We start from the raw sequence: 22,395 nt of genomic DNA on the forward strand, positions 1-22,395 counted from the left end.
GTTGAATAAAAAGTTCTAAATAACAAAGTATATAGGAAACTCCAGTTAAGCAGTATTTTCCAGTTTTACCCGGATGCTGCCTGACGCCTAAATATAGAACATTCATTTTCTGAGGTGAATTGCGGTGTTTCTTTCTGGGAAATTCCTGAATAGACATGAAAAAAAGGAACAGTCAATAAAGGATCATATTATGAAAATGACAGCCAAATATAACATGGACAATATCTCGAGAACGGAAGCTTATTTTCAAATTTACAAAAAGCATCCTGAAATACGCTGGGCGTTCCTGGCCTCCATGGTATCCCGTAATGCCGGCTGGAATATGTGCGATCTTGAAGGAAACTGTTTTCCTAAATTGATAGGAAAGAAATTCAGGGATATGCTTTATATTACATATGAAAGGGCTAATTGGCTTATTTTTCAGGATGCATTTCCCCAACTGCTCCTCTATCATTATTCGACGAAACTAAATAGGCCAATGTTTCATTTATTAAAAACTTTCCATGTATCGGCCTTTATGGAAAAGGAGTGGCTTTATTTCTGGAAAAATAGAAATAAAAAGAGGTTAATGATTTCACTGATTATCAACGAACAAAATGTTATTCAAGAGCCTGTAATGGAGCATTCTATTTATAAAAATAAAGTTTTTCATACATTGCTTTTTTCCTTTCAGGATTATCTTCATTTTAGTTCAGTCATCTTCCCTACCTGTAAAGGAGAATTATACGGGGCGAGTGTTAATGGTTTCCGCTCGGTGTCCAAAAGAATTGATCTTGGAAAACGGCTGGCAGAAATATTATTTGACACAAGTTATTATGACGACGTGTATGAATTTGCTTTACGCACGGTTCATACTGGTTCAAGGCATGATTATGAGAAATACTTTAATGGAAGAAAACGGAGAACTACTCCTTTCTTACGCTGTACATACCCAATAATCACTCATCACATACATCAATTTACTGATTGGTCTGTCAAAAAACGCATAAAGAGTAAATGGACATCAGAATCGGTTGTCCTAAAACATCCCGTCCATATTACAAAATGGTATTTGCATAAACAGGACCAGCTTCACAAAGCTGCCAAGCTGGGGAAAATATTTCTCTCAATTTGCTAACAGAATAAAACTGCAAACAAAAAAGCAAGGGTTCCCTTGCTTTTTTAGTGTCTGCATCCAGCCCCAGTGCCTGCCCCCTTCGAGATCAGAAGCCAATCCGCTTCCGCTTTTGTTCTGTTAAGTTGAAGGGCGGTCAGGACCTTCAAGCTTCTTATTGCCATAGCCTGCTTTTGTTTCTTCCAGCTTTTTTGGCTGAACTTTATTTTGTTTTTCTTTTTTTGCCATAACATAACACCTCCGTTCATTAGTTTGTTCAATGATATAATTTTCATTCTTCGGAGGCTGTCGAAACCTTGCCGCTTCTATGCAAATAAGTACTTTCTTTGGCGAATCACTTCTAGTTTTGTCATGCGTGGAGGAAACCTTCAGGGAAGATAGAATTTATGTAGGCACAAAGCAAATTTTCACTGTATCCTTCATTGTATTTATGGCAGATGGCAAGGAGAAAAAGAAATCGGGAGGTTTTTTGAATGCAGGGAAAAATGGTAGAAAAAAATGAATTGCTGGCCATGCTTTCAGAAATATACGATCAGCTTGAAGAGCTTGAAAATGTACTGGAGTCTAATTTGTCGGGACTTCGGCAGGATTGGTATTATGAACAGTCAGAAAAAATAGAGGCTTGTGAAAGCAGGCTCGAAGTGATTGAAGAAGATATGACGGCAATCAGGTCTGAGGCAGACAGTATAGAGAGCGCAAAAAGATCAGCACGTATGAAGCTTGAACTCGGCTTCTAAGTCGAATAGAATAGCAGTATCCTTCAGTAGCTAAAATTGACTAGCTACTTTTATTTTTGGAGATGAAGCCCATGGTAAATGAACATTCCCTGCTGCAAATGACAGAACTGCTGCTTGAATATGTGGAGATCTCGGACAGCAGGTATAAAAAGGTTAAGGAATCAGGTGAAAAGGGTGATTTTTATAATGAAGTCAAACCTTTTGCTGATGAGGTTAAATCCATAAATGACCGATGGAAAGAAGAAGCTCGGGAGTGGGTTAGCATTCATAAACCACGAAATCTTTATTCACAGCAGATTGAATCTGCTTCGGAACATATTGAAATGGTTTCCATTCAGGCGTTTTTTCCTGAAACAAGCAGAACCAGATTCATTAATTATGTTAATTCGGCTGTGTATGTGTTAAAGCAGTTGATAATATTGTTAAATGATGAAAAAAAGGGAACCTGAATCAGGCTCCCTTTTTCATTGATTTCTTATGCATTTACTGAATCCTGGAGGGTATTATCTTTGTAGCTTTCTGGAACGGCCGCTCCTTGAGCTTCGAGCTCACGAACGAGATTTCGATAATCTGTACTGGAAATTTCATTATGGATATAGGCCTTTTTAGCAAAATCCAATAATTCATTAACATTTTCAGGAGTATACTCCCGCAGCTGATGAAACTTCATTTGTAGTTCGTGAACATTCATGATATTGCCTCCTCTAGAATAGATTCGCGGAGAAATTTCTTCCCCGCATCCCGGTAAATGAAAAAGCGGACAAGAAACAATTTGTTTTTTATATCCTAACATGAAAATTTATTTTTCATCGTTTTTAAAAAAATCAAACTTCCGACATCTTTCATCATAGTTAGACAAAAACGGAAAGCGCTTCCTTTTTTACTCATTTTTTACTCCTTTCACATTCTGGGCAAATCATTCATATATTGTAATGGTGATAATACGAAGGCTACTGCCTGATAGTATCGCTAATATACTTATCTTATTGAATGGGGAGGATGTTTGCCCATGTTTGGCCGAGTAATGAATAGAACGAGCCATATACAGCCATACGGCCATTTAAATCAAAATGTATACTTTGATCCATTTTATATGGGGAACAATGGCCAATATTATATGAGGCAGCAGCCATTGCATAATTATAACCAAGCTGCCGAACAGTATAATCCTTATTATTCGCCTTTTAATATGGAATACCAGCAGCCGCAGCAAATGACAGGAATGCCGCAGAGTTTTCCGCACCAGCCCTATCCGCAGCAAAATTTTGATCCCGGATATTACTCACATACAGGATCAAAAAATGCAGGTATTTTTCAGAATCCGCTAGAATCTGAAGATTATTATGGAAATCAGCCAAGCAAGCCAGCAGCTCCGCAAATGCCATACATGAATCCATATCCAAAGCAATCCTTCATTCCAAAACAGCCATCTGGCGTGCAAAGCATTATGAATTCATTTAAAGCCCAGGATGGATCACTGGATCTCAATAAAATGGTGGACACAGCAGGCCAGATGATGTCTGCAGTCACGCAGGTATCATCCATGGTTAAAGGAATTGGCGGAATATTTAAAGCTTAAGGGATCATGGCCGCACAGGCCTTTTTTTTATGTTTTAAAAAATCAGACTTGAAAAAAGATTAAATATATTTAAAAATAGAATAGCCGGTCTATTTTTAAAGGTATATAGGAAATATTCTCTATGAGAATTTAATTGCAGATTGACAAAATTTAGGTAAAAGTGAAAAAATAAAAAATGACTCTTAGTCATAAAGGGGGGGTACTATGGTTCGTGCTGTGCAGCAAATTTTTATTATATTTGTATTAATCTTATTTCTAGCAGCTCTGCCAAAAATTATATCTGTTGATCCATTGAGCGGGAGTCTGCTATGGAGCTTCGAAAGTCTGCCGCATATTTATGGAGATTTTATTTCTGAAATAAGCAAGGGCAGCCTTGGTACCTATGAGCTTGGGATGCAGACACGTCCTATAGCCGGGGACATTGCTGATAACTTTTTGACCAGTCTCCTGATCGTATTGATTGCTGTAAATGCATCCTTAATTATAAGTCTGATTTTCGGGGTATTTATCAGCCGCTTCAGGCTTACTAAGCTTTTTGGGGCATTCATGAATATTCTTGCGGCCATACCTGACTTTATCATCATAGTGATGTCTATGATTCTTGCCGTTAAAATATATAAAATGACCGGTATCAGAGTGATTTCACTCAGGCCGGATGGAGGAGCCCTTAACACCTGGTTTCCCACAGTGCTTGCAGCGATTGCCCCGACACTATATTTATTTAAGCTCGTGTCGGTCAAATATTATCAGACAAGCGGGGAGGACTACATTAAGACTGCAGTTGCTAAAGGAATGGGCTTAAATTACATAAACTTTCAGCACGTCTTCAAAAATTTAGAGCCATTTATCAAATCCGAACTGGTCAAAGTGATTTCCCTGGCTATTGGCAATCTCTTTATTATTGAACATATTATGAATGTTTCCGGCATAACAAAATTTATTTTTCAGAGCAGCGGGGTTCAGCCGATCGCAATTGGCTTGTTTGCCATGCTTTTGATTTCTTTAATTGTCTATATTTCTAACAGACTCATATTCTATCTGTTTAAACGGGGTTTTATCTATGAATAAGCTGCTAAAAATAAATTACTCCTTAATTATCGGAATTGTTATGGTTACCGGCTTGCTTTTTCTTAGCATATTCGGGCCTATTCTTGCACCGCATTCATTAACTTCGATTTTAGAAACACAATATACAAACGGGAAGGTTCTGGCACCGCCACTGGAGCCTTTTGAATCATCCTCCTATCCGCTGGGTACTGATAAATGGGGCTATGATATTTTATCCATGATTTTATATGGATTAAGATACACTGTTTTTATTGCAGCTGCTGTGACAGTTATAAAAATGGCATTTGGAACAATCATCGGTTTGTATGCGGGCACCTTGAGAAGGACGCCAGGCTGGCTGATTGCTTTCGAAAATGCATGGAGCTATGTACCTCTGTTTCTGATCCTGTATTTTTTCCTTGCACCAATAAGTTTCAACAGTACTCTTAAGCAAAATGTGTTAATTGCCTTTTTTATTGTCATTGCGTCAGTCATCAGCATTCCAAGCATTGTATCTTCTGTAAGGCTTAAAACCGCACAGTTATATAAGTCTGTATATGTTGAAGCTGCAAAAGCCCTGGGGGCCGGAAAACACCGTCTGATCTGGAAGCATATTTTTCCCCAGTTAAAGGAAACGTTCCTTGTAATGTTTATACTTGAAATTGTGTACGTCATCGCCCTTATGGGCCAGCTGGCACTTTTAAATATCTTTGTCGGCGGAACCATTATGAGATATGACCCCATAATCTACCTGTCAGCAACAAAGGAGCTGGCGGGATTGGTTGGTCAGGCAAGATTAAATATTTATGGCAATACCCATATATTAATTGCACCATTAGCGGTCCTTTTGCTTGCAACTGTGTCTTTCAGTCTGCTGGCAAATGGACTGAAGAACCGCTTTCAATCAAACTATCAGCGTACTCCCTGGATTAAGACCGGGCATGAGCCATTAATACAGCCTTCCAGAAAACAATATAGCAGAAAAAAGAATTTCTGGTCATTCTCCGGCCCTAAAGCAGGCTTCGCTGCATTAGTGATTGCTTTTGCAGGTGCAGGTGTCTATGTTGTGGCTGCAAAGGATTCAAAAACAGGTGTCCAAAGCGGCAGTAAGGCGGATTATAAAATTGATCTGGAAATGAACGGTGAAGGCTATTTCACTGCTAATGCAAATATTCAGTTGAAAAACCAATCAGATAATAACTGGAATGAGCTTGTCTTTTATTTCATTCCGAACGTTTTTAAAGAGGGACATTCATTTGATTCTGTTGAAGGATCGTCTGAAGCGAAGATCGAAAAAGTGACAGTGAATGGGCAAAAAGCTTCTTTTAAGCTGGATGGTGATACGCTGACAATAAACTTAAAACCTGAAATGAAAGATAAAAGCAGACATGAGGTGGAGATCCAATATGGATTTACAGTCCCAGAGGGAGGCAGCCGTTTTTCAAATGTAGGTACAAATTATTATCTTGCTCAATGGTACCCAATGGCTGCAGTCTATCAAAAAGGCAAATGGAACAAAGAGCCTTATATGGAGGGGCTGGAAACATTTCATACAGGCTTCTCAGATTTCAAAGTTTCCTATAAGCTGCCTGAAGGCTATTCCCTGGCTTCCACAGCAGAAATAGATCCGGCAAAAGGAAAAAATGAGGGGACAGTTAAAGCCAAAAGGGTCAGGGATTTCTTCATTGCAGTCATGAAGGATATGAAAGTGTATGAAACGGAAGCGCAAGACGGTGTAAAGGTCAGACTATTTTCAAAAGGTAATCATGACAAAAACCCGGAAGCATCGTTAACACTGGCTAAAAAAGCACTATCTTTCTATCAGAATAAAATTGGAGATTACCCGCATGAGCAGCTTGATATTGTTTTGGATGAAGGGCAATTCATGGAATATCCCGGTATAGTCACTATAAATCCTTATATTGATGATAAAAGGTTTTATGATATTTCTATTGTCCATGAAATTGCTCATCAGTATTTTTATGGAGCAGTAGCTAATGACCCATACAACAATGCGTGGATTGATGAAGGAATCACTGAATTTGCCACCTCTATGTACTTCTATGCAGGACAAAATCAAGCTGAACAGCAGGCATTTGGCATCTCCCATTATCGGATGGAGGCAATCGAGGAAGCTGGTTTAGGCAGGCAATATTCAAATGTGCCGGTTAATGAGGTAAAGCATACAGGATATATTTATGGCCAGCCTGCACTGGAGATTTTACAAATGATTCAGGAAAAGTATACCTTGAAAGGGGAGACTCCTAAGGATGTGGGGATGCAGTTCCTGTCCGATTATTATCAGAAATTCCGCTATAAAGAGGTCGATACGAAGGAGTTTATATCCTTCACAAAGGATTATTTCAGTGTTCCGACCGGCTATTTCAATAATTGGATTGATACATCTAAACTGAACAGTTAAGACCAGCTTAGATAACCCAAACAAAAACAAGCAGGCATGATACTGCTTGTTTTTGTTTAACCAGACTTTATAAAAGCAGGATTGCAGTCAGAATCAGTTCTCATCGATCAGGATTCTTTTTCCCTGCTGCTTAGGTACTGTAATTTGCAAAAGGCCATTTTGGTAAACCGCTTTTACTTTCTTTTCATTAACTGGCTGTGGAAGCGGAATTGTCCGGCTGGAACGCTGCATGCTTTGCTGCCTGCGGAAAATTTTGTTTTTTTCATCTTCTTCCGTTATCATCTCAGAGGATTTAACTGAAATGGTTATATAATTATCCAGGATATCAATCTGTATTTGCTCTTTATTTATTCCCGGAAGTTCCGCACTAATGATGTGTTCCTTTTCAGTTTCAGCAACATCAACATGGAAGGAAGAAGAAGCCGGGAAGGGGTTTTTAAAGAAATCATCCATTGTCTGCAGAAATCCTCTGCCAGGTTTTTCATGGAAAAGCTGATTCATTGATCTCATCAAATCCCCAAATGGTTCGTTTCGATCCTTTTTCTTTGGATCCTCCATATCCATCCATCCCCTCTCAAACAGGATTTTTCAACATATCGTATGCCGCCTATTGGGTGGATGTTCCTGTTGGTTAATCAGGAAAAAGAAAAAACCGCATCTAGTGCGGTTTTAAAACATTGTCTCTAATAGCTGATCAGGGTTTATGATTAAATGTCCATCCTGGTCTGTTTCAATTAACATTTCTTTTTTCATTTTGGTTAGAGTCCTGCTGACCGTTTCCCTTGTGGTGCCGATCATATTGGCAAGGTCTTTATTGGTAAAGTCCCCTTTTAGAACAAAGCTGCCGTTTTCAAGCTTTTTTCCATGCATTTTGGCTAGCCGGATAAGCAATTTAATGATTTGCTCATAAGTATTGTTTAAAATTTGCGATTCCAGGCGCTCCTGCAGGTCGACAATCTTTTCGCCAAGGACTTTAAACACCTTAATACATAACTCCGGATTTTCAATAAGCACCTTTTCAAATTGCGAAATAGGCACAACTACGAGCTGAGCATTTTCCAGCACCTCGGAATAAGCCGGGTACCCGCCTTTTCTGAAGAATCCCACGTGAGGGAACATCTCGCCTTTTGCCAGGATGGCAACTATCTGTTCTTTTCCATTAATATCACTTCTATAAATCTTAACTCTGCCGTTGTTAATAAAATAAACATTATCCAGCGGGTCGTCCTGCAGAAAAACATGACTTCCTTTTTTCCATTCCCGTGATATGGATATCTCAACTACTTTATCCAGTTCTTCGCTGTTCAGCTCTTTAAAAAGAGAGAACTGGGAGAGAACTGCCTTAATTTCTTCTGCTTTCATAATCCACCTCTTGCTTCTGTCCTATTAAGCTTATTGTAACAAAAAACATTAATAACGTTTATATTAAGAAAAGCTTATTTTAATAATCCCGGCTGTGATATCTAAATATATCGGACCTTCCTGGTGAAAAATGATTTTAATCCCTCCGCGAATATATTGAAGGTTAAGATAGCATAGGTCATGGCAAATGCCGAGAAAAAAGGAATCCAAATTGGGCCTCTTATATCCTCAAAGGCTTTAATCATCATCATTGGCCAAGAAATCGAATTATTGACCAATTGCCAATCTCCTGTCATGGATTGAACAAAATCCTGCGAAATAAAAATGCCGACAAACCCTAATTGACCAAGCAGAAACATGACTTTTCCAAGATCAGTAACCATATAAACAAGAAGCTTACTATATAGAAGAGGAAGATAGTATATTCTGAAAAGCCTGTAAGGTGATGCTCCGGCAGCAATCCCTCCATATATATACTCTTTAGATGAAATCTGATCGAATTCCAGCTTTATCATTTCAGCAGCACGGGGCATTTCTGCCAGAGCAATAATAAGGAGCAGGAATAAGGGGCGGTATTCACTCAGCAAAAATGGCGGAAGCATGGCAAGAAGCATGACGATGATGATGGTTGGAATATATGACAGCAGTCCATTCAGCCATTTAAGCAAAAGGTGTGTACCCAGCCATTTTTTGTGTGCAAGAAAGGAGAGCGGAATGGCCAGTACATACCGAAGGACAGTTATACAGGCAACAAGCAAAATGGTTTCTCTTGCCCCCAGGATAATCAGGCTTAGCAAATCCCTTCCGCTTTTGTCAGTGCCGAATATGTAATCCTCTGATGGCGGATAAGGCGGTATAACTGGCTTCTTATCCTCATTTAGGATGTATGTAATCGTTGTTAGCTCACGGTCAACAAAAGGAAGATATGGTCCGGCAAACGTGATTGCCAGCAATAGCAGCAGCAAAAAGGTTCCTAAGCAAAATAAAGCATGTTTCTTGATCCAAGATAAAAATCGCATTTCCCTCACACCCTTTCCTTTTGGACGAGCCATATTTTTGCTGTCTGTGAAAGGATAATTGTTAAAAACATGATGAAGAGGAAGGGAAGCATCAGGGACAGTGCCTTCATTTCATCATTAGATGATATGCTGAATAGAAGTTCCTTGCCTGCCCCATTATAGCCTGCCAGCTTTTCAATGATTGGGAGACTGGATAGGATATAGAGCATCACCAGCTGCGCCTGGTTCATAATGGGGGACCAGCAATTCCAGAGCATGTGAAGAAGTGCTTTAAAGTCGCCAAGCCCTTTTGCATATGCTGTGCGCACATACTCTTCGCCCATTTCATTTTCAAGAGCAGCCGATGTAAAACGGGACATGTGCAGAAATGGAAATAGGGATAATGAAATGAGCGGCAATAAAAAGCTATACCAATTTTCATGTCCATATAGCTTAAAGTGCGGAAGTCCATGCTGCATCATCAGAATGAATAGATACTGAATGGCAATAAACAGAAAAAAATCGGGTATGGAAGAAAACATCCAGGAAAGAAAATTCTGCAGCTTCCCGGTGAATTTTGTTCTCCGGTAAAATTGGACAGCACCCATTAATGTGCCAAGAAGCATGCTGACAATGAAAGCAGGCAGAACAATTTTTAAGCTGCGCGCAACGAATATTCCAGCTTCTTCACTAACGGGGCGTCCGGTGCGGGCTTCCCCTAATCCTTTTTCAGTTAAGATATGGCCAGTGAAATCTTCTATTCTTTCCAGATATAGTTCAAAGCTGAAGGGGTAATCTGCTTCAATATGAAAGGCCGATAAAAAGGTTACTTCCTTTTCTCTTGGAAGAAAAAGAATCAGGATAAATCCAATGACAATTAACATAAATACACCTGTTGATTTTAAAATGCTTTGCAGCATGACTTCACCTCATTTGAGAAAAAATGGATATATTACATTCTCTTATATTTAGAACTTTCAGTCAATTTTTCTTTGAATCTGAAAGAGTAAAGACTTAAAGGCTTAATAGAAATTTTTCCATAAAAAGTTAATAGAAATTAAGAGTTTGCTCTGTTAGAACGAACGTTTATTCGATAGAATAGGAAGATGAGGTGAAATAGATGAAAGTGCGAAAAAATTTGCCTGAAATCATGAAACAGCTTATATCTGAACAGCAATATAAAGAGAATATTGTCCATTGGCACACAATAGAAGAAAAAGAGGCTAAAACTGCGAGCCTTCCGGAAAACATTCATCCATCCTTAAAGGATGCACTGCAAAAAAGGGGCATTTCAAGGCTTTATACACATCAGAAAACATCTTATCAGACAGCCATGAATGGGGACAGTCTGGTAGCTGTTACTCCAACGGCTTCTGGAAAAACGCTTTGCTACAACCTTCCAGTCCTGCAGACGATCGTAAATGATCCGGATGCAAGGGCGCTTTATATGTTTCCCACAAAAGCATTGGCTCAGGACCAAAAAAGCGAAATCAATGAAATCATCCAGGAGTCCGGATTGGATATAAATTCCTATACATATGACGGGGATACACCGGCAAACATTCGGCAAAAAGTTCGCAGGGCCGGGCATGTGGTTATTACAAATCCGGACATGCTTCACTCGGCAATATTGCCTCATCATACAAAGTGGGTATCCTTGTTTGAAAATTTAAAGTATGTGGTCATAGATGAACTTCATATTTACAGAGGGGTATTTGGCAGTCATGTAGCAAATGTTATTCGCCGCCTTAGACGCATTTGCCGTTTTTATGGCAGCGACCCCATTTTTATCTGTACATCTGCAACAATAGCCAATCCTCTGGAGCTGGCAGAAAAGCTTACTGAAAAGCCGATGAAACTCGTGGATAATAACGGAGCTCCAAGCGGGAAGAAACATTTTGTATTTTATAATCCTCCAATCGTCAATAAACCGCTGAATATCAGAAGAAGTGCAACTCTCGAAGCGAGAAAGCTCGCAGGAGAACTTCTGAAAAATAAAATCCAGACCATTGTATTTGCAAGAAGCAGGGTCAGAGTCGAAATCCTGCTGACTTACCTCCAGGAGCTTGTCAAACATAAACTGGGGCCTAAAGCTATTCGGGGTTATAGAGGCGGTTATTTGCCAACCCAGAGACGGGAAATTGAAAAAGGACTGCGTTCAGGGGAGATCTATGGAGTTGTCAGCACAAATGCCCTTGAACTGGGAGTGGATATCGGACAGCTGCAGGTTTGTGTCATGACCGGATATCCCGGTACCATTGCCAGCTCATGGCAGCAGGCTGGACGTGCAGGCAGAAGGCATGGTGAATCGCTTGTCATTATGGTGGCAAGCTCCAGTCCGCTGGATCAATATGTTATTCAAAATCCTGATTACTTTTTTAATAAAAGTCCTGAAACAGCCAGAATAAACCCGGATAACCTTATTATTCTGGTTGATCATATCAAATGTGCAGCCTATGAGCTCCCTTTCAATGCCGGGGAACGTTTTGGCACTTTTGAAACCGAAGAGGTATTGGAATATCTGGCGGAGGAGAGGGTGCTTCATCAGAACGGAGACAAATTTTATTGGATGAAAGATTCATTTCCTGCCCACAACATCAGTCTTCGTTCAGCATCACAGGAGAATGTTATCATAATTGATCAGTCAGATATTGCGAATGTAAAAGTAATTGGTGAAATGGACCGCTTTTCCGCTATGACCCTTCTCCACGATGAGGCAATCTATCTTCATCAGGGAACCCAGTTTCAGGTGGAAATGCTTGATTGGGAAGAGAAGAAGGCATTTGTCCGGGAAGTGGATGTGGACTATTTTACCGATGCTAATCTGGCAGTAGAGCTCAAAGTGCTTGAGCAGGATAAAATCAGGTCGTCATCCATTGGAGATATTGGCTATGGGGATGTCAGTGTTGTAGCAATGGCAACAATATTTAAAAAAGTTAAGTTTGAAACACATGAAAATATCGGATCCGGTCCAATAACACTTCCTGAAGAAGAGCTCCATACAAGCTCAACCTGGCTTTCGTTTAACCGGGAATCCTTGAATTATAAACAGGACCGGCTTGAACAGGGACTCATTGGAACAGCACATGCCCTTAAGCATATTGTGCCGTTATTTGTTATGTGCGATCCTCAGGACGTTCATGTTGTCCCGCAAGTGAAAGCTGCCCATAATGAAAAGCCGACAATCTTTTTCTATGACAGGTATCCTGGCGGTGTAGGGTTAAGTGAGAAAATTTTCGGGGGAATCGAACATATCATGCACGAAACGATGGAAATGGTCAGCAGATGTGCATGTGACCATGGCTGTCCTTCCTGCATAGGAACAGATACCTCATCAGAAACGGCCAAAAAAGACGTACTCAGGATTCTCGGCTCTTTTAAAAATGGCGTTAATAGCGCAGGTGATAGAATTGTCCATTAAAAACAAGCTGAACAGGCTTAAGGGCCATCTTGGGACAGATAACGATAAACAGCCTTCATCCGTCCCAAAACATGAGAATAAGGCCGATGTTCCTTTTAAAGAAGTATGGACTAAAGAAGGTGTTTATCCGTATTACTTTGAAGACTCTTACTGTCTTGTAAGGGAAAAAGAATACAGCCTTGATTACAAGCATGGAATCTATACTTTTGGACAGTTTACAGCAGCGGTGGATGCCTGGAATTCTTCCGGCCTGAGACATCCGCTGTCTGCATCCGGTCACGGGCCGGAAAATCTTTTCTTTTTTGATACAGAGACAACCGGATTGGGCGGAGGGACTGGCAATACTATCTTCCTTCTTGGCCAAGCCAGCCTGCAGGGAAGCAAAATAAAGCTGAAACAGCATATTCTCCCTCAGCCGGGTGCTGAGATAGCTTTATATAAAAGTTTTTTGGAAAGCATTGATTATTCAACAATGGTCACATATAACGGGAAAGCTTTCGACTGGCCGCAGGTTAAAACGAGACATACCCTGTTAAGGGAGCATGTTCCAAAACTGCCGCCGTTTGGACATTTTGATTTATATCATGCTGCTAGAAGAATGTGGAAGCACAAGCTTGAAAGAATAAAGCTTGCTGCAGTGGAGAAAGATGTTCTGGGGATTGAAAGAAAAGATGATATTCCAGGGTTTCTGGCACCAATGATTTATTTTGATTTTATTGAAAGAAAAGATCCTGAAGGCATGCTGGGAATCATAAAGCATAATGAAATTGATATCCTATCCCTGATAAGCCTGTATACACATCTTTCTTTCCAGATTCTGCAGCTGGATGAAAGACAGACATCCCGTGAGGTTTATGAAGTGGGAAGGTGGCTTTCCACACTGGGTGAATCTTCACAGGCAGCAAGTGCCTTCAATAAAATATCTGCAGGAGAGTCATCTGAAGCTTTGAATGCCAGGTTTGCATTAGCTTTTGAGCATAAGAAACATAAAAATTGGGAAGAGGCAGCAAAATTATGGAAGGATATTGCTGAAAAAGGTTTGACCAATATGAAGGTAATATCTTGCATTGAACTGGCCAAGATCTACGAGCATCGAATAAAGGATATTAGCCAGGCTATAATCTATTCAAATAAAGCGTTAAACCTGCTGGAAGCAGATAACGGAATAGAAAAACTGAAAATAAAACAGGAAGATGTGCACCGGCGAATTGTACGGCTTGAACGAAAATTTAATCAAGCTAATATCTCCTTGTAACATAATTTTAATATACCAGACAAAAAAATCCACTATTTCCTAGTTGTATGTACTTCTTCTAACAGTTAAAATTATAACTTGTGTGGTACTTTTTTAGGAATTTTATATAGTGAGGCTGGTAAAAGATGTATAAAGCAATCTTATTTTTATTCTTCCTTGTAATTTTCACTACTGCAATCGTTTTCTCCAATTTAAAAGACAGTTTCTACAGTATGCTCTAAGGCTAGTACCTATAAAATAGGTGTTTTCATTAGTACAAGATTACTCTTTCTAACATAGGTTGTTAATGTAAAAACAATTTCGAAAGGGGATCTTTACATGTATTGCAGACCGAGACCTTCGCAGGTTATGCCTGCTGTTGTTCATCCGACAAAGTGCTGTGTAACTCATTCGTTCCAGAACATTGTGGTTCCGCACATTCATCCTACACATCATACTCATGTAAACCACATTAACTATGAGAATCAGCACTCTTTCCCGCAAACGCAGTCAAATGTTAACCAGGTTACACAATCAAATGTGAATATGGGACCAAGACCTGGCGTGGCAGGTGCATATAGCCCAGGTATGGGGATGGGACCAGGAATGGGAATGGGACCAGGAATGGGAATGGGACCAGGATATGGCGGACCTGGAACTGGCGTAGCTGGAGCATCAACAGGAATGGGTCCAAAACAAGGGCCTGGCTTTTCAGGCAGATAATAAACAAGGGCTTTATGCCCTTGTTTTATTTATATAACTGGCTATTCCCTGCCAGATTTCTTTAAGGAGTTTTGCAATTGACAAAAGTAGCAGTTATTTCAGGGTACAAGCCTTTTGAAGTAGGGATATTTAAAAATGATAACCCTGCTGTCGGCTATATCAAAACCGCAATCAGAAAAAGCCTGCTTTCTTTGATGGATGACGGTCTGGAATGGGTAATCATCAGCGGGCAGCTTGGTGCAGAACTTTGGGCAGCTGAAGTTGTTTATAATCTTCAGCTTGAAGGATACGAAGACCTGAAGCTTGCAGTCATTACTCCCTTTTTAGATCAGGAAGCTTCCTGGAATGATGCCAACAAAGAATGGTATGAATCTATATTGGCTCAGGCAGATTTTGTTGATTCAGTCACAAAAAAACCATATGAAAGTCCGCAGCAGTTCAGATTAAAAAATCATTTTTTGATCAGTAAAAGTGATGTTCTGCTGCTGTTTTATGATATGGAAAAAGAGGGAAGCCCTAAGTATCTGTATGAAACCGCAAAAAAATATCAGGAAGAAAATGAATATGATATTAGACTAATCACCTTTTATGATTTACAATTGATTGTAGAAGAAGAACAATTCTCTCAGAGAGACACATTTGAATAATGCTCAGATAAATTGACAAATGTACATATCTCTGGAAAAATAGTATTAATTATGATTGCCGATATACTGAGGTGAGTGTCATGCTATCCGATAAAATTAAATTAACTGCAAAAGATATTTTGGAAAAAGAGTTTAAGACAGCCATGAGAGGCTACAAGCCTGAAGATGTCGATAAGTTTTTAGATTTGGTCATTAAAGACTACGAGGCATTCCATCAGGAAATTGAAGATCTGCAGCTGGAAAATATGAAGCTGAAAAAACAGGTTGAGGAAGCTTCACGCAGACCGGCAGCACAAACTGCTGGAACAACCAATTTTGACATCCTAAAAAGATTATCAAATCTGGAAAAACACGTTTTTGGCAGTAAATTGTATGATTGACAGTATTTATCGGACTTTCCAATTTAAAACCATTGCTATTCCATCACAGATTACATATAATATTCTTTGTGATCATTAATAGCGTTCGGGTAATCGCTGCAATATATCTTATATTGTAGAGGAAAGTCCATGCTCGCACAGGCTGAGATGCCTGTAGTGTTCGTGCCTAGCGAATTCATAAGCTAGGGCAGTCGGAGCTGTCTCCGGCTGACGGCAGGGAAAATGCCTAAGTCCTTCGGGATATGGCATGAATACCTTGAAAGTGCCACAGTGACGTAGCCTTTTCAGAAATGAAAAGGGTGGAACGAGGTAAACCCCGCGAGCGAGAAACCCAAATGATGGTAGGGGCACTTTCCCTGAGGAAATGAACAACGGGAAGGACAGGCAGATGCCTGTAGATAGATGATTGCCACCTGAGTACGAGACATTTGTCGCTTGCAGTACTACGGTACAAAACATGGCTTACAGAACGTTATTAGTGAGACAGTATGAGTGTTATAAATTCAAGCTCTCCTTTTTGGGAGAGCTTTTTTACTTTGCTGCAGGCTGGTATATAATAATGATAACTTAGGCATTCATTGCGGGTAATCCTATAAACAGATATACTTTATTTGTTGATCCAGTTAGGGTATACATAATAGAAATAAGAATTAGGTTAGGGTGAAAATAAATATGTCTAAATACGATTTAATCGCCACTACGGCCATGGGCCTTGAGGCACTTGCTGCAAAAGAAGTGCGCGATCTTGGATATGAATGTGAAGTTGAAAACGGCAGAATAACCTTTAAAGGTGATGAAGCTGCAATTGTCCGGTCTAATTTATGGCTGAGAACAGCAGATCGGGTTCGCATTAAAGTAGGAGAATTCAAAGCAACTAGCTTTGACGAGCTTTTTGAAAAAACTAAAGCGCTGCCCTGGGAAAGGTATATGCCAGAAAACGCCGAATTCCCAGTATCAGGTAAATCTGTGAAGTCCAAGCTTTTTTCTGTTTCCGACTGTCAGGCGATTGTCAAGAAAGCAATCGTGGAACGCATGAGAACAAAGTATAATAAGACAGGCTGGCTTGAAGAAAATGGGCCCCTATTTAAAATAGAAGTCGCTCTTCATAAGGATGTAGCCCTTCTGACCATCGATGCCAGCGGAAGCGGCCTCCATAAACGGGGATATCGTGCAGGGCAGGGGGAGGCCCCGCTGAAGGAAACACTTGCAGCTGCATTGGTTATGCTGACAAATTGGAACCCTGATAAGCCATTTGCTGATCCCTTCTGCGGATCCGGGACTATCCCGATAGAAGCAGCATTAATCGGCCAGAATATTGCACCCGGTTTTAATCGTGAATTCATTTCGGAAGGATGGTCCTGGATTCCTGAAAAAGTTTGGGAAGATGCAAGAAATGAAGCTGAAGACCTGGCAAACTATGATCAGCCACTCGATATAACAGGTGCTGACATTGATCACAGGATGGTTAAGATTGCCGAAGAAAATGCTTTCGAAGCTGGACTGGGTGATTTGATCAACTTCAAACAAATGCAAGTGCGTGATTTTACGACTGCTAAGGAATATGGTGTCATTGTCGGGAATCCTCCATATGGGGAGCGCCTTGGTGAGAAGGCTGCGGTACAGCGAATGTATGCAGAGATGGGAAATGCCTTTGCTCCTCTTGACACGTGGTCCATTTATATCCTGACATCAGACGAGGAATTTGAGAATCACTATGGAAGAAAAGCAACTAAAAAACGCAAGCTCTTCAATGGTTTTATTCGTACAGACTATTATCAGTACTGGGGCAAAAGACCGCCGAGAAATAATTAGCAGCAAAAGCATAAAACCTCCTGAGACTGTATAGAATATATCTATCTGATTCTTTTTTCAGGAGGGGTGGCAATGAAACATTCCAGCATCGATTTCCATAAAATTTCCCAGGCGCTGAATGGAACACTTGAAGCAATTCACGGAGACGGTGATCCATCAGCAGAGGCACTGGAGAGTCTTAAAAACGCACAGGACGAACTTCAGCAGGCATTGTCATTTTCTATGTCACGTTTCAACTAGTCGTTTATAATGAGCAGGGGGCTGCCTTAAAGCACCCCTGTTTTTTTGATAAGGCTGTTTTCTCAAGGTTTGTTGCATTTTTTATATTATTTACTGAGTTGATTGGGGCTCAAGGTGCGAGATCCTCGAAAATGCATTCGCATTTTCTTCGTGCGGTGTTTACTCAAGGAAGCTTATTCAAAGTCCCGCGGTTCGCTGAGCATCCTGGAGCGGAAATCAACGGACAACATTGATAGGCGAAAACAACAGGTTTGGCGTTATATCTTGACAGTTACTGTATTTGAGATAAAATTATATGATGTTCATTTGATTATTAACACCTAATATATGAAATAATGATAGAACTGAATTCAGGAGCGTCTGGTTTTTAGGCGCTTTAACTTTTTAATTACGGAGGGGTAGCATGTCGAACCGGATGCCTTTTGCCGTATCCAAGAGCGAATCTTTTTATGAAAAGCTAAGTGAGTGGATCGGAGATGTTTTTTACGATATATTGCCTGAAGCAGGATTTGAAATTCGGGATGAGCAAATATTTATGGCTTTTCAGCTGGAGAAAGCATTTAAAGATAAAAGTGTTATTTTTGCTGAGGCAGGTGTAGGGACTGGGAAAACGATTGTTTACCTCTTATATGCAATCAGTTATGCAAGGTACATAAATAAACCTGCTATTATCGCCTGTGCGGATGAGACTTTAATCGAGCAGCTTGTGAAAAAAGAAGGTGATATTGCCAAGCTGGAAAAAGCATTAGGGTTAAATATTGATGTCAGACTGGCAAAATCACGCGATCAGTATTTATGCCTAAACAAGCTGGACAAGCTCGTAGCAAATGATGCTCATGATCACTATAATCGCATTTTTGATGATCTTCCGGATTTTGTTCAAACAGGCTCATCCATGCAAAAGTTTGAAAGATATGGTGACCGGAAAGATTACCCTGAATTGCCGGATGAGCATTGGACCAATGTCTCTTGGGATTCAATCCAGGACTGTTTCACTTGTGAGAAGCGTCACCGCTGCGGTCAAACTCTCCATAGGGAATATTACCGCAGCGCAAAAGACTTGATCATTTGTTCACACGATTTTTACATGGAACATATCTGGACAAAGGAATCGAGAAAACGGGAAGGGCAGCTGCCATTGCTTCCTGAGAGTTCTTGTGTGGTTTTTGATGAAGGCCATCTGCTGGAATATGCATCCCAAAAGGCTCTGACATATCGTTTTTCCGAGCAGATTCTGGAATCCCTCTTAACAAGGCTTATGGCGAATGATGTGCGTGAAAAAACGTTAAATATCATTGAAGATGCTATTTACCAGAATGAGCATTTCTTTCTGACATTGTCCATGTCTGCTTCGGGTGACACTGGTTCTGACAAGAAAACGATTGAAAAAACTGCAGATGTAATGAGAGAAGGCCGTAAACTGCAGGACTTGATCAATACACTTGAGGAAGAATTAGTATTTGAAAGCGAAATGTACGTGATTAATGAATATGACTTAAAAATTGTTGAAGAATATCTTGAGCAAATCGCATACTCACTTTCACTGTTCCTTAAGGAATTAAAAGGAATAACTTGGTTTGAAGAGAATAATGGGGAAAGAACCTTGGTTATCATGCCAAGAATGGTAGAAGATATTATGAGGGAAGAAGTATTTTCCCAGAAGAAGCCTTTTGTTTTCTCTTCAGCAACATTGTCTGAGAATAAATCCTTTGATTATATGGCAAAAAGCCTGGGAGTAGACGATTATTTATCCTTTACTGTTGAGTCCCCGTTCGACTATGAAGAAAATATGGTCATTCGCATGCCGGAATTTGCAGAGGAGTCATGCACAGCGAAAATGGAATACATTCTCGAACAAGTTAAGGCAACCGAAGGACGTGCTTTAGTATTATTCAACAGTTCTTCTGAGCTGGCAGAATTCAAAGCCTTTGCTTCAGGGAAAATAAGTGTACCGCTCTTTTTTGAAGGGGATGCAGAGATAAGCAGCCTCGTATCAAATTTCCAAAATGATGAGCATTCAGTACTCTGCTCTGTCCATTTATGGGAAGGTCTTGATATACCTGGGAGATCCCTGGAGAATGTGCTTATTTATGGCCTGCCATTTCCTCCACACGATCCGGTCTTTACAGCGAAAAGGGAAGGTTCGGCCAATCCTTTCAAAGAGGTTGATCTGCCATATATGATTCTGCGGTTAAGGCAGGGGATTGGGAGATTAATTAGAACACATGAAGACAAAGGGACCGTTCATATTCTGATGAATAAAAATGAAAATCCTGAAGTGCGCGAAATGATAAAAAGGGTTCTGCCTGCAGAGCCATCCGTAATAAGCTGAACGAAGGCAGTGCCCAAGAGGGCGCTGCCTTTCTTTTAACCTCTCAACAGCTGATTTGCTTCCGGTGTCATACGAGCAGGAGTCCAGGCAGGCTCCCAGACAAGGTTAACCTCTACATCTGAAAACAGCTCAAGATCTTCTATGCAATATTTAACTCCACTGACTATGCTGTCATGCAGCGGGCATCCAGGTGTTGTCAAAGTCATGGTAATAACCGCTTTGTCATCCTCTGGAATATTAATATCATAAATAAGGCCCAAATCAACCACGTTTATATTCAATTCGGGATCCATAACTCTTTTTAGATTGCTGAGGACTATTTCTTTTCGATTCATGTTAATTCCCCCTATTGTTTTATAACAGTAATAATCAAATAACAGAACACAATGCTTGCACCAACAGTTAAAATCTGGCCGGTTAGGAACAGGGCGGGCTGTTCATAGGCAATGGAGACTGTCGCACCAAGGATACCAAGAATGAAGGCGGAAAGAACCGGAATGGATGCCTTGTCATTCATCATATCTTTGAGAGAAGGCACACTCCGTTTGCCGATCTCTTTGCTGTATTTCCAGGTCCACCACAAGAATGGCACTATTTTAAACAGATAACCGAGAATGCTCAAGGCTACCCAGAGCATGAGGTATGCAAACACGAGATATCCCACTGTATTTTGAAAGTTTCCGATTAGTGAGTTTATGAATGCTCCAAGGTGGATTGAAAGCCCTGCAGGTATAGCGAGAAGAGCAAATCGGAATGAATAATCAAGCTTTTTCTTTACTCTTTTCTGCAGGATTTGCAGCATGTGCCAGGTGAAGAATGCAAATCCGCCAGCCAGGATCATTAAAGCTATAGTTAAAAGCGAATTATTCTTGGTGAAAAAAGAGATCAGAGCAGCTGCCAGCCCAATAGCATAAACCATAAACACATATTTGGCAGGCTTCATGCTGTATCCGTGGGACAAGGAAAACATGGGAACCATTTTATAGGAAAATCCAAAAATCAGAAGGGTAAACCAGCCTGCTGTTCCAAGCAGTATGTGGCTTTTAAAAACTGCCTGATAATGGCCGGAAATAAATCCGGTTTTCATGCTGAAGACCATAAGGATTCCCAATAGAATTGCAGACAGCAGGCTAATCAATGCAGTTCCTACGAAAAGAGTCAGTACATTGGGCTTTGCCTGCTGCCTTAAAGTCATGAACATTTGCAGCAGAAACATTAAGATGCCTGTTAATGTAATGAGCCCGGGCAGCATTGCACCCGCCGGATTATAAAATAAACTATGCGCGAAATATAATATCCCAAAGGCGGTTACAGTAAATTGTATAAATCCAAATCTTTCATTCCATATAGGGGTAAGAAAGGCCACCGGAACGAGCTGATACATAGCTCCCATTGCTGTCATCAGCGCCCAGCCCAATATAAACAAATGAGCCGCTGACCAAATGGCGGGTATACGAAATTGACTGTTAATCATGGATTCCCCTTGAAAAAGAATGAGCGCCATAGATCCTATTAAGCAGAGCAAGCTGAAAAGTATAAATGAAAAAGGAAGTTTGATATTGGTCTCATTTTTTGTATTGGCCAGCAATGCGATCACCTGCTTATTTTGTTATTTCTATTAAAAAGCTTCCGTCTTCCTGTTCGGCAGTTACATGCCTGCAGCCCATTTCGTCCAGCTGTTCATAAAGAAACATGGGCCTCCTGTCATTTATAATGGATAAGGTTTCTCCCTCTGGCAGATCTTCAAGAGCTGCCAGAGTTCTCATCATCGGCTGAGGCGGTTCCAGCCCTCGGTTATCCAGTTTCATTTTGACGCACCTCTCTTAGTAAAGATCACTTTCCAATGCTTCTTTTCAATTTCTTCAGCTTCATATTCAAACCCTTTAGCTTTTAATACTCCAAAGAGAGGGACGGGTTTAAACGGAGCATGAAGGATAAAAACATCATCGATATCGAGTTCAGCTATCGCCGACATGATTTTTTGAAATGGCTCCAATTTATTTTTTAAATCCTCTCTTACATCAAGTTCAATAACTTTGTTTTCCATTCTGATCTCTCCTTCGTTAACTGAAAATCACATGCCAGTGAGAATCGTTATTAATTACTTTAAGTTTATCAGCATGAGCTTTTCAAATAAGTGACATATATCATATTGCAAAGAACATTTTTTAAAATGCACAAATCAAATGGGACAAAAAAATCCGCGGATGCTTAATCTGCGGATTCCAGACTGTAGACAAACTCGATGAAAAAAGAGCTTGTCTGCAGTTTTTTTATTTAGCGTGTAATCGAGGCTGTTGATTTCCGTTCCAGGCGCTTCGCTTTCCTGCGGGCCTGCGCTGAGCCT

The 22,395-nt window shown here is 40.3% G+C and carries 23 protein-coding genes and 1 other RNA gene; 15 read left to right on the forward strand and 9 right to left on the reverse strand.

The features are described from left to right. Positions 1-124 precede the first annotated feature (124 nt). The 3 genes from BK139_RS15755 to BK139_RS15770 all read left to right on the forward strand — a co-directional run bounded on the left by BK139_RS15755 (position 125) and on the right by BK139_RS15770 (position 2,300). Positions 125-1,117, forward strand: coding sequence for a DUF2515 domain-containing protein (locus BK139_RS15755; RefSeq protein WP_076260559.1), 993 nt, complete (start codon positions 125-127; stop codon positions 1,115-1,117). Between the two features lie 470 nt (positions 1,118-1,587). Beyond that, positions 1,588-1,851, forward strand: coding sequence for a hypothetical protein (locus BK139_RS15765; RefSeq protein ID WP_076260564.1), 264 nt, complete (start codon positions 1,588-1,590; stop codon positions 1,849-1,851). A 71-nt stretch (positions 1,852-1,922) separates the two neighbouring features. Then, positions 1,923-2,300 carry a YppE family protein gene (locus tag BK139_RS15770; RefSeq protein WP_076260566.1) on the forward strand — a complete coding sequence of 126 codons (378 nt, stop codon included), beginning with the start codon at positions 1,923-1,925 and terminating at the stop codon, positions 2,298-2,300. A 26-nt stretch (positions 2,301-2,326) separates the two neighbouring features. Here the strand turns inward: BK139_RS15770 and BK139_RS15775 are convergent, their stop codons facing one another. Continuing rightward, complete coding sequence (locus BK139_RS15775) at positions 2,327-2,542, reverse strand: YppF family protein (protein WP_061792775.1); 216 nt, start codon at positions 2,540-2,542, stop codon at positions 2,327-2,329. Between the two features lie 318 nt (positions 2,543-2,860). Here BK139_RS15775 and BK139_RS15780 point away from each other — a divergent pair, with 318 nt between their 5' ends. The 3 genes from BK139_RS15780 to BK139_RS15790 all read left to right on the forward strand — a co-directional run bounded on the left by BK139_RS15780 (position 2,861) and on the right by BK139_RS15790 (position 6,899). Continuing rightward, positions 2,861-3,430: a YppG family protein gene (locus BK139_RS15780; protein WP_083675396.1), complete on the forward strand. Its 570-nt coding sequence runs from the start codon at positions 2,861-2,863 to the stop codon at positions 3,428-3,430. 204 nt (positions 3,431-3,634) lie between these two features. Then, positions 3,635-4,498 carry an ABC transporter permease subunit gene (locus tag BK139_RS15785; RefSeq protein WP_076260569.1) on the forward strand — a complete coding sequence of 288 codons (864 nt, stop codon included), beginning with the start codon at positions 3,635-3,637 and terminating at the stop codon, positions 4,496-4,498. Further along, complete coding sequence (locus BK139_RS15790; protein WP_076260572.1) at positions 4,491-6,899, forward strand: ABC transporter permease subunit; 2,409 nt, start codon at positions 4,491-4,493, stop codon at positions 6,897-6,899. Before BK139_RS15785 ends, BK139_RS15790 begins: the two co-directional genes overlap by 8 nt. Before the next feature lie 93 nt (positions 6,900-6,992). On the opposite strand, the gene BK139_RS15795 is transcribed toward BK139_RS15790, so the two are convergent. The 4 genes from BK139_RS15795 to BK139_RS15810 all read right to left on the reverse strand — a co-directional run bounded on the left by BK139_RS15795 (position 6,993) and on the right by BK139_RS15810 (position 10,179). Continuing rightward, entirely contained in the window at positions 6,993-7,457 is a 465-nt protein-coding gene (locus BK139_RS15795) for an Hsp20 family protein (RefSeq protein WP_048008335.1), read from the reverse strand. 111 nt (positions 7,458-7,568) lie between these two features. Further along, positions 7,569-8,261 (reverse strand): Crp/Fnr family transcriptional regulator, encoded by a 693-nt coding sequence (locus tag BK139_RS15800; RefSeq protein WP_076260575.1) that lies wholly within the window; start codon positions 8,259-8,261, stop codon positions 7,569-7,571. Positions 8,262-8,362: 101 nt separating this feature from the next. After that, positions 8,363-9,280: an ABC transporter permease subunit gene (locus BK139_RS15805; RefSeq protein WP_076260578.1), complete on the reverse strand. Its 918-nt coding sequence runs from the start codon at positions 9,278-9,280 to the stop codon at positions 8,363-8,365. Positions 9,281-9,285: 5 nt separating this feature from the next. Continuing rightward, positions 9,286-10,179 carry an ABC transporter permease subunit gene (locus BK139_RS15810; RefSeq protein WP_076260581.1) on the reverse strand — a complete coding sequence of 298 codons (894 nt, stop codon included), beginning with the start codon at positions 10,177-10,179 and terminating at the stop codon, positions 9,286-9,288. Positions 10,180-10,379: 200 nt separating this feature from the next. Here BK139_RS15810 and BK139_RS15815 point away from each other — a divergent pair, with 200 nt between their 5' ends. The 9 genes from BK139_RS15815 to BK139_RS15850 all read left to right on the forward strand — a co-directional run bounded on the left by BK139_RS15815 (position 10,380) and on the right by BK139_RS15850 (position 20,048). Continuing rightward, positions 10,380-12,680, forward strand: coding sequence for a DEAD/DEAH box helicase (locus BK139_RS15815; RefSeq protein WP_076260583.1), 2,301 nt, complete (start codon positions 10,380-10,382; stop codon positions 12,678-12,680). Further along, positions 12,670-13,935 carry a ribonuclease H-like domain-containing protein gene (locus BK139_RS15820; protein ID WP_076260585.1) on the forward strand — a complete coding sequence of 422 codons (1,266 nt, stop codon included), beginning with the start codon at positions 12,670-12,672 and terminating at the stop codon, positions 13,933-13,935. Before BK139_RS15815 ends, BK139_RS15820 begins: the two co-directional genes overlap by 11 nt. Before the next feature lie 318 nt (positions 13,936-14,253). Further along, complete coding sequence (locus BK139_RS15825) at positions 14,254-14,637, forward strand: CotD family spore coat protein (protein ID WP_076260588.1); 384 nt, start codon at positions 14,254-14,256, stop codon at positions 14,635-14,637. A gap of 77 nt (positions 14,638-14,714) precedes the next feature. Further along, the gene (locus tag BK139_RS15830) at positions 14,715-15,284 is read left to right on the forward strand and encodes an SLOG family protein (protein WP_076260591.1); all 570 of its coding nucleotides are present in this window, start codon (positions 14,715-14,717) and stop codon (positions 15,282-15,284) included. Positions 15,285-15,364: 80 nt separating this feature from the next. After that, positions 15,365-15,664: a cell division regulator GpsB gene (gene gpsB / locus BK139_RS15835; protein WP_048008342.1), complete on the forward strand. Its 300-nt coding sequence runs from the start codon at positions 15,365-15,367 to the stop codon at positions 15,662-15,664. Between the two features lie 81 nt (positions 15,665-15,745). Then, an RNA gene (gene rnpB / locus BK139_RS15840) (RNase P RNA component class B) lies at positions 15,746-16,134 on the forward strand. 202 nt (positions 16,135-16,336) lie between these two features. Beyond that, positions 16,337-17,476 carry a THUMP domain-containing class I SAM-dependent RNA methyltransferase gene (locus tag BK139_RS15845; protein ID WP_076260594.1) on the forward strand — a complete coding sequence of 380 codons (1,140 nt, stop codon included), beginning with the start codon at positions 16,337-16,339 and terminating at the stop codon, positions 17,474-17,476. 72 nt (positions 17,477-17,548) lie between these two features. Further along, positions 17,549-17,716 (forward strand): hypothetical protein, encoded by a 168-nt coding sequence (locus tag BK139_RS24050; protein ID WP_175609136.1) that lies wholly within the window; start codon positions 17,549-17,551, stop codon positions 17,714-17,716. A gap of 403 nt (positions 17,717-18,119) precedes the next feature. Beyond that, positions 18,120-20,048, forward strand: coding sequence for an ATP-dependent DNA helicase (locus tag BK139_RS15850; RefSeq protein ID WP_076260597.1), 1,929 nt, complete (start codon positions 18,120-18,122; stop codon positions 20,046-20,048). A gap of 35 nt (positions 20,049-20,083) precedes the next feature. Here the strand turns inward: BK139_RS15850 and BK139_RS15855 are convergent, their stop codons facing one another. The 4 genes from BK139_RS15855 to BK139_RS15870 all read right to left on the reverse strand — a co-directional run bounded on the left by BK139_RS15855 (position 20,084) and on the right by BK139_RS15870 (position 22,095). Continuing rightward, complete coding sequence (locus tag BK139_RS15855; protein ID WP_076260599.1) at positions 20,084-20,383, reverse strand: metal-sulfur cluster assembly factor; 300 nt, start codon at positions 20,381-20,383, stop codon at positions 20,084-20,086. A gap of 11 nt (positions 20,384-20,394) precedes the next feature. After that, complete coding sequence (locus tag BK139_RS15860; protein ID WP_286149021.1) at positions 20,395-21,522, reverse strand: hypothetical protein; 1,128 nt, start codon at positions 21,520-21,522, stop codon at positions 20,395-20,397. A gap of 127 nt (positions 21,523-21,649) precedes the next feature. Next, a complete protein-coding gene (locus tag BK139_RS15865; protein WP_076260609.1) occupies positions 21,650-21,856 on the reverse strand; it encodes a DUF2249 domain-containing protein in 207 nt (68 codons plus the stop codon). Next, positions 21,853-22,095 carry a DUF2249 domain-containing protein gene (locus BK139_RS15870; protein ID WP_076260611.1) on the reverse strand — a complete coding sequence of 81 codons (243 nt, stop codon included), beginning with the start codon at positions 22,093-22,095 and terminating at the stop codon, positions 21,853-21,855. The genes BK139_RS15865 and BK139_RS15870 overlap by 4 nt, the downstream gene beginning before the upstream one ends. Between the last annotated feature and the right edge of the window lie 300 nt (positions 22,096-22,395).

It is taken from the genome of Paenibacillus sp. FSL R5-0490 (genome assembly GCF_001956215.1).
Lineage (GTDB): Bacteria > Bacillota > Bacilli > Bacillales > Cytobacillaceae > Cytobacillus.